This window comes from Pseudokineococcus basanitobsidens (assembly GCF_037482545.1).
Classification (GTDB): Bacteria; Actinomycetota; Actinomycetes; order Actinomycetales; family Quadrisphaeraceae; genus Pseudokineococcus; species Pseudokineococcus basanitobsidens.
Genome location: NZ_JBBIAA010000014.1, coordinates 1 through 17,029, shown reverse-complemented (window position 1 = coordinate 17,029; position 17,029 = coordinate 1). Strand labels below are relative to the sequence as shown.

Annotated in this window: 12 protein-coding genes; 7 read left to right on the top strand and 5 right to left on the bottom strand. The window is 76.1% G+C overall.

The annotated features are described in order from the left end of the window. Positions 1-111 precede the first annotated feature (111 nt). From WDZ17_RS11765 to WDZ17_RS11745, 5 genes are all read left to right on the top strand, one after another. The gene (locus WDZ17_RS11765) at positions 112-1,410 is read left to right on the top strand and encodes an extracellular solute-binding protein (RefSeq protein ID WP_339575350.1); all 1,299 of its coding nucleotides are present in this window, start codon (positions 112-114) and stop codon (positions 1,408-1,410) included. Between the two features lie 128 nt (positions 1,411-1,538). Further along, on the top strand, positions 1,539-2,426 hold the full coding sequence (locus WDZ17_RS11760) for a carbohydrate ABC transporter permease (RefSeq protein ID WP_422631972.1): 888 nt from the start codon (positions 1,539-1,541) through the stop codon (positions 2,424-2,426). Then, positions 2,423-3,382 carry a carbohydrate ABC transporter permease gene (locus tag WDZ17_RS11755; protein WP_339575348.1) on the top strand — a complete coding sequence of 320 codons (960 nt, stop codon included), beginning with the start codon at positions 2,423-2,425 and terminating at the stop codon, positions 3,380-3,382. Before WDZ17_RS11760 ends, WDZ17_RS11755 begins: the two co-directional genes overlap by 4 nt. A gap of 138 nt (positions 3,383-3,520) precedes the next feature. Beyond that, on the top strand, positions 3,521-4,561 hold the full coding sequence (locus WDZ17_RS11750) for a glycoside hydrolase family 130 protein (RefSeq protein ID WP_422631971.1): 1,041 nt from the start codon (positions 3,521-3,523) through the stop codon (positions 4,559-4,561). Then, positions 4,558-6,606 (top strand): hypothetical protein, encoded by a 2,049-nt coding sequence (locus tag WDZ17_RS11745; RefSeq protein ID WP_339575346.1) that lies wholly within the window; start codon positions 4,558-4,560, stop codon positions 6,604-6,606. The genes WDZ17_RS11750 and WDZ17_RS11745 overlap by 4 nt, the downstream gene beginning before the upstream one ends. 143 nt (positions 6,607-6,749) lie before the next feature. Here WDZ17_RS11745 and WDZ17_RS11740 read toward each other — a convergent pair whose 3' ends face one another. Beyond that, complete coding sequence (locus WDZ17_RS11740) at positions 6,750-7,154, bottom strand: MerR family transcriptional regulator (RefSeq protein ID WP_339575345.1); 405 nt, start codon at positions 7,152-7,154, stop codon at positions 6,750-6,752. A 2-nt stretch (positions 7,155-7,156) separates the two neighbouring features. Continuing rightward, complete coding sequence (locus tag WDZ17_RS11735) at positions 7,157-8,623, bottom strand: SulP family inorganic anion transporter (RefSeq protein WP_422631970.1); 1,467 nt, start codon at positions 8,621-8,623, stop codon at positions 7,157-7,159. Positions 8,624-9,097: 474 nt separating this feature from the next. Here WDZ17_RS11735 and WDZ17_RS11730 point away from each other — a divergent pair, with 474 nt between their 5' ends. Together WDZ17_RS11730 and WDZ17_RS11725 are read left to right on the top strand one after the other, a co-directional pair. Then, complete coding sequence (locus WDZ17_RS11730; RefSeq protein ID WP_339575343.1) at positions 9,098-11,473, top strand: putative bifunctional diguanylate cyclase/phosphodiesterase; 2,376 nt, start codon at positions 9,098-9,100, stop codon at positions 11,471-11,473. Between the two features lie 42 nt (positions 11,474-11,515). Then, a complete protein-coding gene (locus WDZ17_RS11725) occupies positions 11,516-13,186 on the top strand; it encodes an alpha-amylase family glycosyl hydrolase (protein ID WP_339575342.1) in 1,671 nt (556 codons plus the stop codon). 103 nt (positions 13,187-13,289) lie between these two features. Here the strand turns inward: WDZ17_RS11725 and WDZ17_RS11720 are convergent, their stop codons facing one another. The 3 genes from WDZ17_RS11720 to WDZ17_RS11710 all read right to left on the bottom strand — a co-directional run. Next, positions 13,290-13,649, bottom strand: coding sequence for a VOC family protein (locus WDZ17_RS11720; RefSeq protein WP_339575341.1), 360 nt, complete (start codon positions 13,647-13,649; stop codon positions 13,290-13,292). A 56-nt stretch (positions 13,650-13,705) separates the two neighbouring features. After that, positions 13,706-15,208 (bottom strand): NAD-dependent succinate-semialdehyde dehydrogenase, encoded by a 1,503-nt coding sequence (locus tag WDZ17_RS11715; RefSeq protein WP_339575340.1) that lies wholly within the window; start codon positions 15,206-15,208, stop codon positions 13,706-13,708. 251 nt (positions 15,209-15,459) lie between these two features. Further along, the coding region (locus WDZ17_RS11710) for a beta-galactosidase small subunit family protein (protein WP_339575339.1) at positions 15,460-17,029 on the bottom strand (1,570 nt) is incomplete at its 5' end.

Sequence of the window (17,029 nt, the reverse complement as noted above, 5' to 3'; positions counted from 1 at the left end):
CACCGCCTTCCCTGCACCCCTCCGACGTCCGGCACCTCTCCGACGTCCGGCGTCCCTCCGACGTCCGGCGTCCCTCCGGCGTCGCGGGCCCGACCTCGGCGACGGCTGCCCGTGGCTGCCGCCGCGGTGCTGCTGCTGGGACCCGCCGTCGCGGCCTGCGGCGGTCCCCAGGGCGTGGACGCCGCGGCCGCGGCGACGAGCCGGGGGCCCATCACGGTCTGGTACTCGAACAACTCCCAGGAGGTGGAGTGGGGCGAGCAGATGGTGGCCGCCTGGAACGCCGCGCACCCCGACGAGGAGGTCCGCGCCCAGGAGATCCCCGCCGGGACGACGTCCGAGGCCGTCATCACGGCCTCCATCACGGCGGGGAACGCCCCCTGCCTCATCTTCAACACGTCACCGGCGGCCGTGCCCGAGTTCACCCGGCAGCAGGGGCTCGTCGACCTCGACACCCTGCCGCCGACCGACGACGGCGAGGACGCGACCGCCTACATCACCGCCCGCAGCGGGGACCTCGCCGAGCAGTACGCCTCGCCCGACGGCGACTTCCGCCAGATCCCGTGGAAGTCGAACCCGGTGATGGTGCTCTACGACAAGAAGGCCTTCGCCGCAGCGGGTCTGGACCCCGAGGACCCGCCGCTGCACACCTACGACGAGCTGCTCTCGACGTCGCGCACCCTGGTCGGCTCCGGGGCGGCGCCGCACGCGCTGTACCCCAACCCCTCGAGCCAGTTCTTCCAGTCCTGGTTCGACTTCTACCCGTTCTACGCCGCCGAGACCGGGGGTACCCAGCTCGTCGAGGACGGCGAGCCGACCTTCGACGACGCCGACGGGCGTGCCGTGGCCGAGCTGTGGCGGACGCTCTACGACGAGGGCCTCGCGAGCCCCGAGCTCTTCAACGGCGACGCGTTCGCGGTCGGGGCGACGGCGATGACGCTCGCGGGCCCCTGGGCCGTGGCCGTCTACGACGGGGTCGTGGACTGGGGCGTGGTCCCGGTGCCCACGCCCGAGGGCACGCCGGCGGGGGAGACGTGGAGCTTCTCCGACGCCAAGAACATCGCGCTGTACTCCGCCTGCCGGAACCGGGCGACGGCCTGGGACGTGGCGCGGTTCGCGACGAGCGCCGACCAGGACCGCAGGCTCCTCGAGATGACGGGGCAGATGCCGCTGCGGGCGGACCTCCTCGACACCTACGCCGACTGGTTCGCCGACAACCCGACCTACGTCCCGTTCGCCGAGCAGGCGGCCCGCACCGTGGAGGTGCCCAACGTGCAGAGCTCGACCAAGGTCTGGCAGGCCTTCCGCAACGCCTGGTCCGCCGCGGTGATCTACCGCTCGGAGAGCGTGCAGGAGGGCCTCGACGAGGCCGCGTCCGCCATCCGCTCCCTCGTCACGACGGGGCAGCAGTGAGCGCCGGGACGGCCGCCCGGCCGGCGGGGCCAGGACGGGGCGCGTCCGGTCGGGGCAGGACCGGCCGGGGCAGGACCGGCGGGGGAACGACCGGACCGGACCGGGCGGGCGACCGGCAGCCGGCGACCCTGCTGCACCGGCTCCTCGGCCGCCAGCCGCTCGGTGCGCTCTTCGGCGCGCCGTACCTCCTCTTCGTGCTCGCCGTCTTCGCGGTGCCGCTCGCCTTCGCGGTGTGGATGTCGGTGCACGACTACTTCTTCGCCGCGCCGGGCGCCGACGTCGACCGCCCCTTCACGGGGCTGGCCAACTTCACGGCGGTGCTCGCGGACCCCGCGGTGCAGCGGTCGTTCCTCAACATCGTCGTCTTCCTCGTCATCAACGTGCCCCTGACCGTCGTGCTCGGGCTCCTCCTCGCGGTGGCGCTCGACGCGCCGCTGCGAGGCCTGACGTTCTTCCGCGTCGCCTACTACGTGCCGTACATCACGAGCTCGGTGGCGGTCGTCGGCGTCTGGCTGTTCCTCTTCGGCGGCGACGGGCTGGTCAACCGCCTGCTGGGGCCGCTCGGCCTGGTCCCCGACCCGCCGTGGCTCGTCAACAGCGCGTGGGCGATGCCGATGATCGCCGTCTTCGTCACGTGGAAGCAGCTGGGCTTCTACATCCTGCTGTACCTGGCTGCGCTGCAGGCGGTCCCGAAGGAGCTGCACGAGTCCGCGGCGACGGACGGCGCCGGACGCGTGCGCCGGTTCTGGTCGGTGACGGTGCCGGGCGTCCGGCCGGCGACGCTCCTCGTCGTCCTGCTGTCCACCATCGTCGGCGCGAACCTCTTCACCGAGCCCTACCTGCTCACCGGGGGTGGCGGCCCGGACGGCGCCTCGGCCACCCCCGTCCTCCTGCTCTACCAACGGGGTATCGAGCAGAACGAGCCGGGCGAGGCGGCGGCCATCGGCATCCTCCTCGTCGTCCTCGTCCTCGCCGTGTCCCTCGTCAACCGCCGTCTCGTCGGAGGAGAGCGATGAGCGCCACCGCCGCACCCCTGCCGGGCTCCTCGCGGGCCGGGGCCCCGTCCGCAGCAGCGGACACGTCCGCCGAGGGCCGCGCCACCACCGCCGCCGAGACGGCAGCACCCCGACGCCGCCGCCGGCGGCCGTCCGCGCGCGCCTGGCGGGTCCTCGTCCTCGCCGTCGGAGCCGTCGTCTTCCTCTTCCCGTTCCTCGCGATGGTGGGCGGCTCGCTCCAGGTGGCCCCCGACCCGACGCTCACCGGCCTCGTGCCGACGCCCGGCGAGGCCACGCTCGCGAACTACGGCGCCATCGACGGCGCCATCAGCCTCGGGACGGGCCTGCTGAACTCGGGGATCTTCGCCGGCCTCGTCATCCTCGGAACCGTCGTGCTCGGGACGCTCGCCGGGTACGCGCTGGCGCAGCTGGAGTTCCGGGGCCGGGGGGCGCTCTTCGGGCTGGCCCTGCTCGTGCAGGTGGTGCCCTTCCAGCTGCTGCTCGTGCCGCTGTACATCCTCGTCGCTCGGGACTACGGCCTGGCGGACACGCGCCTCGGCGTCGCGCTGCCGTTCCTCGTCAACTCGACCGCGGTCATCATCTTCCGGCAGTACTTCCTGCAGCTGCCGCAGGACGTCTTCGAGGCGGCGCGCATCGACGGCGCCTCGGAGCTGCGGGTGCTGCGGTCGGTGGCCCTGCCGCTGGTACGACCGGCGCTGCTGACCGTCGTCCTCGTCACCTTCATCGGCCCGTGGAACGAGTTCCTCTGGCCGTTCCTCGTGACAAAGGAGCTCGACCAGCAGCCGCTCGCCGTCTCGCTGTCGAACTTCATCACCACGCTGGCGGGGCAGGTGGCCAACCCGACGGGCGCCATCCTCGCCGGCGCCTGCGTGCTGGCCGCGCCGGCCGTGGGGCTCTTCCTCCTCTTCCAGCGCCGCTTCACCTCGTCCGACATCGGCTCCTCCGTGAAGGGCTGACCCGCGATGACCACGACCAGCCCCACCGGACCCACGCCCGGGCCCACGCCCGGGCCCACGCCCTGGCCCGCACCCGGCCCCACCTCGAGCGGCGCGCCCACCGGCGTCCCGTACGCGCTGACCCGGCTCGGCGTCGTCATGAGCCCCCTGCCCGGTGACCCGGCCGAGGCCGAGGGCGTCCTCAACCCCGCGTCGGGGCGCACGCCCGACGGCGTGCTGCACCTGCTGCCCCGTCTCGTCGCCGAGGGCAACGTCTCCTCGGTCGGTCTCGCCCGCGTCCTGCTGGACGGCGGCGTCCCCGTCGGCGTCGAGCGCGACCGCGACGACCGCGTGGTGCTCGCCCCCGACCGCGGCTGGGAGCGCGGGCGGACGAACGCGGGGGTGGAGGACCCGCGGACCACGTGGGTGCCTGCGCTCGGCGTCCACCTCATGACCTACGTCGCCTACGGCCCGCTCGGACCGCGGCCGGCGCTCGCGACCTCGGCGGACCTGCGCACGTGGGAGCGCCTCGGCCCGCTGCACCTCCGTTACGACGAGGAGCTCGACACCGACCTCAACCTCTTCCCCAACAAGGACGTCGTGTGGTTCGCCGAGCCCGTGCCCGGGCGCGACGGCGAGCCCGTGTGGGCGGTCCTCCACCGGCCGATGTGGGACCTGGGATGGCTCCGCGACGGCGAGGGGACGCACCTGCCCGCGGGCGTCGACGACGACCGGCCCGGCATCTGGATGTCGTCCGTCCCCGTGGCCGAGGTCGAGCGGGACGGGCTCGCCGCGCTGACGCGGCTGCGTGACCACCGGCTCGTCGCGATGCCCGAGCACCCCTTCGAGGCGCTGAAGATCGGCGCCGGCCCCCCGCCGCTGCGGGTGCCCGAGGGGTGGCTCCTGCTCCACCACGGCGTGACGGGCGAGCTCGTCCCCGGTGTCGACCAGCAGCAGCGGGTGCGGTACACGGCCGGCGCGATGCTGCTCGACCCGGCCGACCCGGGACGGGTGCTCGCCCGCACGCCGGAGCCCCTGCTGGAGCCCGAGACCGCCGACGAGCTCGCGGGCACCGTGCCCGGCGTCGTCTTCCCCACCGCCGTCGAGGAGGTCGACGGCGTCCGGTACGTCTTCTACGGCATGGCCGACTCCCGGATCGGCGTCGCCCGCCTCGACCACCTCGCCGGTGGTGCGGCGTGAGCGCCGTCCGCGGCGGGGCGGTGCTCGCCGCGCTCGCGCTGGTCGTCGGTGCCGGGGGTGCGGCCGCGGCGTCGTCCCCCGCGACCCCGGCCGCGGGCGCGGCGCCGCTGACGAACCTCGCGCACCTGGACGCCCTCCTCGACACGGTCACGCCCGCACCGGTCGCCGGGCACACGACGTACCGGCTCGCGGCGGAGCCGGACCTGCTCGCGCCGTGGACCTACGCCGACGCGCCCGCGGCGCCCGGCGGGCCGTTCCGCCGCGTCGGCGGCGGCACCCTCGACCCGGCCACGGGCGACTGGTCGCAGGGCGCCTACAACGCCGACGACGTGACCCGCGCCGCCGTCGTCTACGTCCGGCACTGGCGCCAGACCGGTGACGCGACGAGCCGCCGGACGGCCTACGAGCTGCTCCGGCTCGTCGCCTACCTGCAGACCACCACGGGCCCGGACGCCGGCGGCGTCGTCCTGTGGATGCAGCCCGACGGCGACCTGAACCCCAGCGCGGAGCCGGTCGAGCTGCCCGACCCGAGCGACTCGGACACCTCCTACTGGGTGGCGCGGACCCTGTGGGCGCTCGGCGAGGGGTACGCCGCCTTCGTGGACGGGGACGCCGACGACCGCGCCTTCGCCGCCTTCCTGCGCGAGCGGCTGCACCTGTCGCTGGAGGCGGTCGAGCGCGAGGACCTGGCCTCCTACGGCCGCTACGCCGTCGCCGACGGGGAGCGGGTGCCCGCCTGGCTCGTGGCGGACGCGGCCGACGCCACGGCCGAGGCCGTCGTCGGGCTCACCGCGTACGTCCAGGCCCTCCCCGACGACGCGCGGGTGCGGCGGGACCTGACGCAGCTGGCCGAGGCCGTCGCCGCGATGGGCGACCCGGCGCTGGCCGGCGACCGGCGGCACTGGCCGTACGGCGCCGTGCTGCCGTGGGCGCGCTCGACCTCGCAGTGGCACGCCTGGGCCTCGTACACCCCCGCGGCGCTCGCCGGCGCGGCGACGGCGCTGGACGACGACACGCTGCTGCGGCCGGCCGTGCCCGACGCGACCTCCTTCACGCCGACGCTGCTGACCGGCACCGGCGTCGTCAACGCGTGGGCGCCGGCGCCCACCGAGCTCGTGTCCATCGCCTACGGCGTCGACGCGCGGGTGCAGTCCCTGCTCACCGTGGCGGAGGCCACCGGGGCGCCGGGCCCGCGGGCGCTCGCGGGCGTCACCGCGGCGTGGTTCTTCGGCGCCAACCCCGCCGGGGTGCCCGTCTACGACCCCGCTACGGGCGTGACGAACGACGGCGTGGCACCCGACGGCACGGTGAACGCGAACTCCGGTGCGGAGTCGACCGTCCACGGGCTCCTGACGATGCTGGCCCTCGACGCGCACCCCGACGTCCGGGCGCTGGCGACGGCGACGCCGCGGGTGCTCGCCCGCCACGGGCTCGTCGCCGTCGAGGGCGAGGCCGCCACGACGGACGGCGACGTCGTCACGCCCGCCTCGGCGTGGACGGGGGAGTCGTCGTGGAGCGGCGGGGCGCACCTTCGGCTGGACGCCGGCGAGTCCGCGACGTGGGCCGTGCCGCCGGACGACCAGCCGCGGTCCGTCGAGCCGGTGACGTGGCGGACGCCGTCGGGCGTCGGCGCGCTGACCCGGTGGTCGGCCGGTCGCGGGAGCCTCGGCCTCCTGCGCGGCGGCGGCCTCGGCGCGCAGGGCGTCACCGCGGTGCCGGGCGCCCTGCTGCCCTCGCTCCTCGCGCGACCGCTCCCGGCCGGTGCGGGCGAGCTCTCCGCGGTCGCCCGGCGGGGACCGGCCGACGTCGACGCCGTCCTCCTGCGCCCCGAGGTCTCCCGCCTCGAGCTGGGTGGCGACGGGGCGCGCACCACCCTCCTGGCGAGCGCGGCCGACGGGCGCCGGTCGGCGGACGTGGTGCTCGACGGGCCTGCGACGGTCTCGCGCTACGACGGCGCGGGACGGCTCGTCGACGAGCGGTCCGTCACCGGCGCGACGGCACGGGTCGTCGTCCCCCCGGGCGGGACGGTCCTCGTCACGGGCTGAGATGGCGGCACGTCGACGACATCTCGTCGTCCTGGCACCGCGCCGACGACATGACGTCGTCGAGGTGCCTCGAGGAGGGCGGCTCGAGGAGGGCGGCTCGGGGGAGGGCGGCTCGGGGGAGGGCGGCTCGGGGGAGGGCGGGCTCAGCGCGAGTGCAGCTGGTCGAGCAGCTCGTCGGCCATGGCGACGCGCTCGAGCATCCGCTGCCGGGCCTCCTCGGCCAGCCCGACGAACTCGTCCAGCCGGGCCCGCAGCGCGTCCTCGTCCGCCCCGGTGGCCCCGGGCAGCGCGTCGACCACCTGCAGCAGCTCCCGCATCTGCTCGAGGGAGAAGCCCAGCGGCTTCATCCGCCGGATGACGAGCAACCGCTCGACGTCGCCCGCGGTGTAGAGGCGGAAGCCGCCCTCGCTGCGCGCCGAGGGGCGCAGGAGGTCGACCTCGTCGTAGTGCCGCAGCGTGTGCAGGGACAGCCCGGTCAGCTCGGCGACGCGGCCGATCTGGAGCGGCCGGTCCGTCCCGACCCGGTCCTCGTGGGTGGTGGCGCCCACGCTCAGTGCCCCGCCCCGAGGTGGCCGGACAGGCGGTCGCGCCGGGCGGCGGAGTGCTCGTCGAGGCCGACGATGCTCACGGTCGTGCCGTGCGCGGCGTACTTGGTCTCGACGGCGTCGAGCGTGGCGACCGTCGAGGCGTCCCAGACGTTCGCGCCGGACAGGTCGATGACGACGCGGCCCGGGTCGCCCGCGTAGTCGAACTGGTGCACCAGGTCGTTGCTGGACGCGAAGAACAGCTGGCCCGTGACGGCGTAGACGCGGGTGCCGGGCTCGTCCGTGGGGACCTCGCTCACCTCGGTGAGGTGCGCGACGCGGCGCGCGAACAGCGTCATCGCGACGAGGACGCCGACGACGACGCCGTAGGCGAGGTTGTCCGTGGCCACCGTGACGGCGACCGTCGCGAGCATCACGAGCGTCTCCGAGCGCGGCATCCGCCGCAGCGTCGACGGCCGGACGCTGTGCCAGTCGAAGGTCCCCACCGAGACCATGACCATGACGGCGACGAGCGCGGCCATCGGGATGACGGCGACGACGTCGCCGAGCACGACGACGAGCAGCAGCAGGAAGACGCCGGCGAGGAACGTCGAGATCCGCGTGCGCGCCCCGGAGGACTTCACGTTGATCATCGTCTGGCCGATCATGGCGCAGCCGCCGAGGCCGCCGAAGAAGCCGGTGACGATGTTGGCGCCGCCCTGGCCCCAGGCCTCGCGCGTCTTGCTCGAGCCCGTGTCGGTGACGTCGTCGACGAGCTTGGCCGTCATGAGGGACTCGAGCAGCCCGACGACCGCGACCCCGAGCGCGTACGGGGCGACGACCTGCAGCGTCTCCAGCGAGAACGGCACGTCCGGCAGCAGCAGGGACGGCAGGTCGCGGGGCAGCTCGCCCTGGTCCCCGACGTCCGGCACGGCCACCCGGGCGAGGACGACGAAGCCGGTGAGCGCCACGATCGCGACCAGCGGCGACGGCACCGCCGTCGTCAGGCGCGGCAGCAGCACGATGACGGCGATCCCGACGGCGACCATCGGGTAGACCGCCCACGGCACGTCGACCAGCTGCGGCACCTGCGAGAGGAAGATGAGGATCGCGAGGGCGTTGACGAAGCCGACCATGACGCTGCGCGGGATGAAGCGCATGAGCCGCGCGACGCCGGAGACGCCGAGCACGACCTGGACGACGCCCGCGAGGACGACGGCGGCGAACAGGTACTGGACCCCCTCCTCACGCACGAGCGGGGCGACGACGAGCGCGGTGGCGCCCGTGGCGGCGGAGATCATCGCCGGCCGGCCGCCGAGGAACGAGATCGTCACGGCCATCGTGAAGGACGCGAAGAGGCCGAGCCGGGGGTCGACGCCCGCGATGATCGAGAAGGCGATGGCCTCGGGGATCAGCGCCAGCGCGACGACGAGGCCCGCGAGCACCTCGATCCGCAGACGACGCGGGTCCTTGAGGGCGTCCAGCACCGAGATGCCGCCGTGGCCGCGGGCCGGCGGGACGACCCGGCGGCGCCCGGCCGGGGGCTGCTCCGCCGGGCCGGGGGGCACCGTGCCGACGGTCGCGCCGTCGGCGGTGGTGCCGCCCGTGAGACCGACGGTGGAGGCGCTCGTCCCCTCGGGGCCGGAGGTCCGGTCGCCGGTGGGGGTGCTGCCGGTGGGCGTGCTGCCGGTGGGGGCGCTGCCGGGCGGGAGGTGCGAGGGCACGGGCGTCTCCTGGGCCGGGCGCGTCGCGCCCCGCAGGTCGGGGGAGGGGGCGCGACGTCGCACCGGGGGAGGGTCCCGGTGCCGGACGCGCTGGAGCCGTCCCGCCGGGGCAGGTGCCAACCCTACCCTCGCCCGAGGGTTGCCTCGTCCCTCCCGGCGTCCGGCGCCGCGCGCACGGGTGAGGTCGTCCCTGGGGCGGCGCCCGCGGCTCCACCACCTCGTCTCCCCGGCCGAGGAGATGGCATGGCCGGAGCACCGACGCGTCCGAGGACCCCGCTGGGCGTCCTGACGGGCGGTCGTCCTCCCGCAGCCGCCCTGGTCGTCCTCGTGGTCGTCGCCGGTGCGCACCCGGTGCTCGGCGCCGGGTTCGACGCCGGTCTCGACGCCGGGCGGGGCAGCGCCCTCGCCGCCGTGTCCGCCGCGGCCCGCACCCTGCTCCCGGTCGTGGCCGCCCTCGTCGTCCTCCGGCGGGCGCGCCGCGGCCCGGACGAGGGCCCGGTCTGGCGCTGGGCCGCGGCCGCGTGCGGGGTCGTCGCGGCCGCCGGCCTGGCCGACGACCTCGTCGGGGCGGGCCGGGCGCTGCCCGTCGTCGACGGCGGCGGCCTCGTCGCCTCCCTCCTGCTCTACCAGGGCCTGCTGCACTGGAACCGGTTCCGGGGCCCCACCTCCGGGCCGGGCGACTGGTTCAACGGCGTGAGCGCCGTCCTGTGCGCCGCCGCGCTCACGACGCTGGGCCTGCGCTGGGCGGGCGTCGACCCGCCGGGGGCGCTGCTGGACGAGCAGCTCTGGCTGCTGTCGCTGGCTGCCGCCGGGACGGTGCTCGGCACGCTGCCGACGGTGGCGGGCCTGGCCGGCATGGCGCGCGACCTACGGGTGTGGGCCCTCGGCGGCGCCGCTGCCCTCGTCGTCGTGGTCCTCGTCGCGCGCCTCGCGCTGCCCGCGGACGAGGACGCGACCCGCCTCGCCTGGGTCGTGCTCGCGGCCGTGGTGGCGCTCGTGGCCCTCGCCCCGCCGGGGGACCACGTGCCGCGCCCGGCGACGGCGGGGGCCTCCACGGCCGGGGCGCTGTTCGTGCTCGTGCTGGCCGTCGTCCTGCTCGTCGTCTCGCGCGGACCGGTCACCGTCACCTCGCTCGTCCCCACGGCGTACGGCGTCCTCGCGGTGGTCGGCGTGGCGGCGCGGGCGGTCCACCTCGTCCGGGACCTGAGCCAGCTCGCCGTGCGGCGTGAGGAGGCCCTGACGGACGACCTCACCGGCGCGGGCAACCGGCGGGGCCTCACCCGCCATCTCGAGCAGCAGGTCCGGCGCGCCGGGGAGACGAGCCTCCTGCTCGTGGACCTGGACCGTTTCAAGGAGGTCAACGACCGGCACGGGCACGCGACGGGCGACGCCCTGCTGCAGGCCGTCGTCGAGCGGCTGCGCCGGACGCTGCCGAGGAGCGTCTACCTCGCCCGCCCAGGAGGGGACGAGTTCGCCGTCGTGCTCGGCCCGCGCCCCGCCGCTGACGCCGCCGCCCTCGCCGAGGTCGTCGCCCGGGCGGCGTCGGCGCCCGTCGACGTCGGGGGGCTGCGCCTCCAGGTCGGCGCCAGCGTCGGGGTCGCCTCCGCGGACGGCGGCGAGGGCCTCGCCGGCGAGGAGCTGCTGCGACGGGCCGACGTCGCCATGTACACGGCCAAGTCGAACGGCGGCGGGACGGGGCGGTACGACCCCGTCCTCGACGCCGCGGCGGCGGAGGCGTCGCTCCTGCTCGCCGAGCTGCGCCGCGTCCTCGCCACGGCAGGGGGGGAGCCACGGGACGCGGCACCCGGCGCCGCAGGCCACCTCGTCGTCCACCACCAGATCCAGGTCGACGGCACGGGCCGCCCCGTGGGGACCGAGGCCCTCGTGCGCTGGGCGCACCCGCGCCACGGGCTCGTCGCGCCCGACCGGTTCCTGCCGCTCGCCGAGCGGCACGGCCTCATGGAGGGCGTCACCGAGACGGTGCTGCGTCGGTCCCTCGCCGACGGCGCCCGCTGGCGCGCGCAGGGCCAGCGGCTGCGCACGTCGGTCAACCTCTCGACCGGGTGCCTGTCGCACCCCCGCCTCGTCCCCCTCGTCGACGAGGTGCTCGCCGCCACGGGGACGCCTCCCGAGGACCTCGTCCTGGAGATCACCGAGACCTCCGTCATGGCCGACCCCGAGACGGCCGTCGCGACGACGGGGCTCCTGCGCGAGCGCGGCGTCGGCGTGAGCATCGACGACTACGGGACCGGGCACGCCTCGCTCGCCTACCTCACGGACCTGCCCGCCACCGAGCTCAAGCTGGACCGGGCCTTCGCGGCACGGCTCGTCGCCGACGAGCGGACGGCGGCCGTCGTGGCCGGCACCGTGGGCCTCGCCCACCGGCTCGGGCTGCGCGTGGTCGCCGAGGGGGTCGAGGACGCCCCGACCTGGGAGAAGGTCCGCGCCCTCGGCTGCGACGAGAGCCAGGGCTGGTTCCACGGCCGCCCCGTGCCGGCCGACGAGGTCCTCGCGCTGCTGGTCGCCGGGGGCCCGGGACGCGTGCTCGACGGCTCCGCGGCGCCGTTGCCCCAGCAGCGGCAGGCCGCCGGCGTCCCGCCCGTCTCCTCCTCCTGCTGACGAGGAGGTCCAGGTCGGCGCCCCACCGGCCGATAGCCCGGCATGGCCACCACCACCTCGCTCGCCGCGGCCGCCGCCCTGCCCCGTCAGCGCGGCGGCTGCACCTCGCGGGCCTCGGCCGCGACGTCGGCCACGGCCGACGCCTGGTGGCGCGACGCCGTCGTGTACCAGGTCTACCTGCGGTCGTTCGCGGACGGCGACGGGGACGGCGTGGGTGACCTCGCCGGGCTGCGCGCCCGGCTCCCGCACCTGGCGTGGCTCGGCGTCGACGCGCTGTGGATCACCCCGCACTACCCCTCGGGCGGCGCCGACGGCGGCTACGACGTCAGCGACTACCGCTCCGTGGACCCCGAGCTCGGCGACGTCGAGGACGTGCGGCTGCTCGTCGAGGACGCCCACGCGCTCGGCCTGCGCGTGCTGCTCGACGTCGTGCCCAACCACACCTCGGACGCCCACCCCTGGTTCCGGGAGGCGCTCGCCGACCCGAGCAGCCCGCACGCCCGCAAGTACGTCTTCGCCCCGCCGTCGCCCGAGCCGCCCAACGGCTGGCGCAGCCTCTTCGGCGGCTCCGCCTGGTCACGCACGCCGGACGGGCGCTGGTACCTGCACCTCTTCTCGCCGGAGCAGCCGGACCTGGACTGGCGCGAGCCGTCGGTCGCCGACGACTTCGACGAGACGCTGCGCTTCTGGCTCGACATGGGCGTCGACGGGTTCCGCGTCGACGTCGCCTACGGCCTCTTCAAGGACGCCCAGCTGCGGGAGAACCCGGGCGCCTACTCGCCGACGCTGTTCGGCCACGGCGACGAGCAGCGGCACACCTGGGACCAGCCCGAGGTGCACGCCGTGTGGCGGCGCTGGCGGGCGCTCGTGGACTCCTACCCGGGGGACAGGCTCCTCGTCGGCGAGGTCTGCCTCGCCGACCTCGACCGGGTCGCGGCGTACGTCCGCCCGGACGAGATGCACCAGGCCTTCGCGTTCCGGCTGCTGAAGTCCCCGTGGGACGCCGCCGCGTTCGTCGACGGGATCTGCCCCGCGCTCGCCGCCTTCGACCGCGTCGGCGCGCCGGTCTCCTGGGTGCTCGGCAACCACGACAAGGACCGCCAGGTGACGCGCTTCGGCGGGGGCGCGCACGGGCTCTCGCGGGCTCGGGCCGCGGCGCTGCTCGTGCTCGCGCTGCCCGGCTCGCCGTACCTCTACGCGGGCGAGGAGCTCGGGCTGCCGCAGGTCGTCGTCCCCGACGAGGCCAAGCGGGACCCGATCTTCCACCGCTCCGGGGGACTGCGCGCCGGCCGCGACGGCTGCCGCATCCCCATGCCCTGGTCGACCGGCCCCGCGGCGGGCTTCTCGCCGGCCGGCGCCGCGGCGCCCTGGCTGCCGCAGCCCGACGGCTGGGACGAGCTGTCCGTCGAGCGCCAGGCCGCGGACCCCGCCTCCACCCTGCAGCTGTACCGGGCGGCGCTCGTCCTGCGCCACGAGGTGCGGGCGCTCGGCCGGGGCCGGGCGACGCTCGAGCGCCAGGGCGACGTCGTCGTCGTCCACCGGGGCGACGCGCGCACCGGCCGCGTCACGGCCTACGTCAACATGGGCCACGAGGCCGCGGCGCTCCCCTGCGCGGGTGAGGTGCTGCTCGCCTCCGAGGCCTCCGTCACCGCGGGCGACGGCTGGGTGCACCTGCCCGCGAGCACGGCGGTGTGGGTGCGCACCACGCCCTGACGGCCTCGCCTGGCGAGGGGGAGTCCTGGAGCCCGACGTCGGCGACGACGTCGGGGAGGACGAGCCCGGGCCCGCAGACGTCGGCGACGCCAGGTCGGCGGGGTCAGAGCGGCTGGGTGAGGTTCAGGGCGTTGCCGTCGGGGTCCTGGGCGTGGGCGACGCGCTCGCCCCAGGCCATGTCCTGCGGGCGCGCGAGCACGGTGCCGCCGAGGTCCTCGAGGCGTCCGACGGCGGCGGCGACGTCCTCCACGCCGATCGACAGGAGCACCCGGCCCGGGTCGCCGGTCGCGACCTCCTCGTCGGTGACGAGCGTGAGGCGCAGCCCGTCCACCTGCAGCGTGACGGCGAACGCGGGCCCCGTCTCGAGCGTGCGCTCGACGACCTCGGCGTCGAGCAGGTCGGCGTAGAAGGAGGCCAGCGCCCCGGCGTCCGGGGTGACGACGACGGGCTCGACGGTGGGCACGGGAGGTCTCCTGGGGGGCGAGAGGTGGGCGCGCCGGTCGGCGCGGGGCGTGGGGGTCACATCCTGACGGAGACGTACTTCGTCTCGAGGTACTCCTCGATGCCGACGCGTCCGCCCTCGCGCCCGAGGCCCGAGGCCTTCACGCCGCCGAACGGCGCCGCGGGGTCGGAGACGACGCCCGCGTTGAGTCCGACCATGCCGGCCTCCAGCGCCTCGCAGACCCGCAGCGCCCGCTGCAGGTCACGGGTGTAGACGTACGAGACGAGGCCGTGCTCGGTGTCGTTGGCCTCCGTCACCGCCTCGTCCTCGTCGGTGAAGGTCGTGATCGGCGCGACGGGGCCGAAGACCTCCTCGGAGCGGATCCGCGCGTCGTGCGGCACGTCCGTCAGCACGGTGGGGGCGTAGAAGAAGCCGGGCCCCTCGACCGCCGAGCCGCCGGTCACGACCCGTGCGCCGCGGTCGACGGCGTCGGCGACCAGCGCCTCGACCTTCTCCCGGGCGCCCCCGTCGATCAGCGGGCCGAGCTGGACGCCGTCGCGCGTCCCCGGCCCGACGACGAGGGCCTGCATGCGCTCGGCCAGACGGCGCCCGAAGTCCTCGGCGACGTCCTCGTGCACGAGGAAGCGGTTGGCGGAGGTGCACGCCTCACCGCCGTTGCGCATCTTCGCGGCCATGGCGCCCTCGACGGCGGCGTCGAGGTCCGCGTCGGCGAAGACGAGGAAGGGCGCGTTGCCCCCGAGCTCCATCGACGTCCGGAGCACCTTCTCGGCCGACTGCTCGAGCAGCGTGCGGCCCACCGCCGTCGACCCGGTGAAGGAGAGCTTGCGAGCCAGCCCGCTGCGCAGCATCGGCTCGACCACCTCGCCCGCCCGCGTCGTGGGCACGAGGTTGACCACGCCGTCCGGCAGGCCCGCCTCGGCGAGGATCCCCGCGAGCGCGAGCATCGACAGCGGTGTCGCCGGCGCGGGCTTGACGACGCTGGTGCAGCCGGCGGCGATCGCGGGGCCGAGCTTGCGGGTGCCCATGGCCGCTGGGAAGTTCCACGGCGTCACGAGGACGCAGGGCCCGACCGGCTGCTTCATCACGAGGTGCCGCGACCCGCCGGCGGGCGCCACCTGGTAGCCCCCCGAGACCCGCACGGCCTCGCCGGCGAAGTGGCGGAAGAAGCCTGCGGCGTAGGCGATCTCGCCGCGCGACTCGGCAAGCGGCTTGCCCATCTCGAGCGTCATGAGCAGGGCGAGGTCCTCGACCCGCTCGTGCATGAGCGCGAAGGCCCGGGTGAGGACGTCGGCGCGTTCCTGCGGGGCCATCGCGGCGAAGCCGGCCTGCGCGGCGGCGGCCGCCTCGAGCGCCGCCCGGGCGTCGTCCGCACCGGCGTCCGCGACGGAGGTGAGCACCTCGCCGGTCGCAGGGTCGGTGACGTCGAACGTCGCGCCGTCGGCCGCGTCCTGCCAGCGGCCGCCGACGAGCAGCTGCGTCGGGACGGCCCCGAGCACCGCGCGGGTGCGCTCGGCGAGGGACCTGTCGTCCTGGGACCGGCCGGTCTGGGTCGTGCTCATGGCGCTCCTCGGGTGCGGGTTGCTGGCTCCTCCGTCAGTCAACGCCCCGCGCGTCGCACCCGCGAGGCCGCCGCTGCTCCGCGTGCTCCCGTCGGCGCGACCTGCGGACCCGTCCCCTCTCCTCGACGTCGTGGCGCTCCCTTCTCGACGTCGTCGCCGACGTCGGTCTTGGTGGCGCTGCCTTCTCGACGTCGTCGCCGACGTCGGAGTGGGGGGCGTCTGGGACGCCGTAGCCGTCGTGGCTCGAGTCGTCACACGGCCCGCAGCGCCACCCGGAAGGAACGGGCGGACGGCGCGAGCTGGTGCTGCGGCAGCACGTCGGGCCCGCAGGCGCGCGAGCCGAGCCCGTGCTGCGCGGCGTCGAGGTGCAGGACGACGCGGTCCGACGGCGGCAGCTCGTGGTCGTGCGCCGCGGCCGCGAGCTCCTGCGGCGTCCACCGACGGGCGGTGAAGCCGACCCGCGTCTCGCCGGGCCGGTCGGCGAGCGAGGTCACGTGCAGCCCTGGGCCCCCCTCCGCGCCCCCCGACGACGTCAGCTGCAGCCACCGCAGGTCGGGCCGGTGCCCGCTCTCCTGCGGCCGGGCGTAGGCGACGACGAGGTCGTCCACGCTCGTCGCGAACGCACCGACGACCGCTGCGTGGTCGGAGTCCGCGTAGGACTCGGCCGGCCCCGTCCCGAACCACGCGGCCCGGTCCACCGATGACGGGAGGTCCAGGCGCACGCCCACGCGCGGCCAGGTGCCGGTCCACGGCCCGGTCGGGACGAGCGAGACGGCCAGCTCGGCGGCGCCGTCGGCACCCGCGCTCCAGCGGTAGGTGACGCCGACGCCCAGGTCGGACCGGGCGATGCCCGCCCGCACGCGCACGACGACGGCGCGCTCGTCGACCTCCACGCCGGTGACCCGGTGCTGCAGCCGGTCCAGCCCCAGCCGGGTCCAGCGCTCGGCCGAGGGGAGGGCGTCGTCGCCGGCGCCCTGGGTGAGCGCGGGGTCGACGTCCTCGTACGCGTGGGGGGTCCCGCCGCGGTCGTTGTCCGTCGGCGCGCGGAAGAGCTCGAGCCACGGCCCGTCGACGGCGGTGCCGCCGACGGAGCGCAGCCGCCCGGTCGTGAGGTCGAGGACGGCGTCGCCGACCCGGACGGCGCCGTCCTCGACGACGACCGGCTCCCCGGCCGGCGCGGGCGCGGCGACCCGGGCCGCCGGCGCGCTCACGTCGACCTGCGTGCGGGAGACGACGTGCCCGGCGTCCGCCCACGCCGTCGCGGCGGCGAGCGAGGCCTCGACGGTCAGCCAGTCCTCCGACCCGGCCGGCGTCGGGCCGGCGGCGGCCGCCGGGTCCGGCAGCTCGACCGTCCCCGTGGTGCCGGCCGCGACGACGGGCGCGACGAGGTCGCCCTCGGCGACCACCTCGCCGTCCCGCTCGACGCGCCACGTCAGCGCGAGGTCCGCGGTGCTCGCCGAGTGCCGCCGGTTGACGACCTCGAGCCGTGGGCCCTGCGTCGTCGCGTCGGGGTCGTCGCCCCGGGCGGCGTCGCCGAGGCCGCGGACGACCAGGCGCACCGCCGCCACGACGGCCGCCCACTCGGCGAGCCCGGGGGACGGCGTCCCGTCCGAGAGCACCATCCCGTCGGTGATGAACGAGCCGTCGTGCAGCGGCTCGTCGAAGTCGCCGCCGTAGGCGAAGAACTCGACGTCACCACCGGGCCGGCCGGACGTCCGGTGCGTGAGCCCGTGGTCGCGCCACTCCCAGACGAAGCCGCCGTGCACGCGCGGGAAACGCCAGGTCAGCAACCCTGCGCCGTCTTCGAGGCGCACCGTGGTG

Coding starts and splice junctions, on each gene's coding strand:
- WDZ17_RS11730 (WP_339575343.1), top strand. CDS start 9,098: ATGGCCGGAGCACCGACGCGTCCGAGGACCCCGCTGGGCGTCCTGACG.
- WDZ17_RS11750 (WP_422631971.1), top strand. CDS start 3,521: ATGAGCCCCCTGCCCGGTGACCCGGCCGAGGCCGAGGGCGTCCTCAAC.
- WDZ17_RS11755 (WP_339575348.1), top strand. CDS start 2,423: ATGAGCGCCACCGCCGCACCCCTGCCGGGCTCCTCGCGGGCCGGGGCC.
- WDZ17_RS11715 (WP_339575340.1), bottom strand. CDS start 15,208: ATGAGCACGACCCAGACCGGCCGGTCCCAGGACGACAGGTCCCTCGCC.
- WDZ17_RS11725 (WP_339575342.1), top strand. CDS start 11,516: ATGGCCACCACCACCTCGCTCGCCGCGGCCGCCGCCCTGCCCCGTCAG.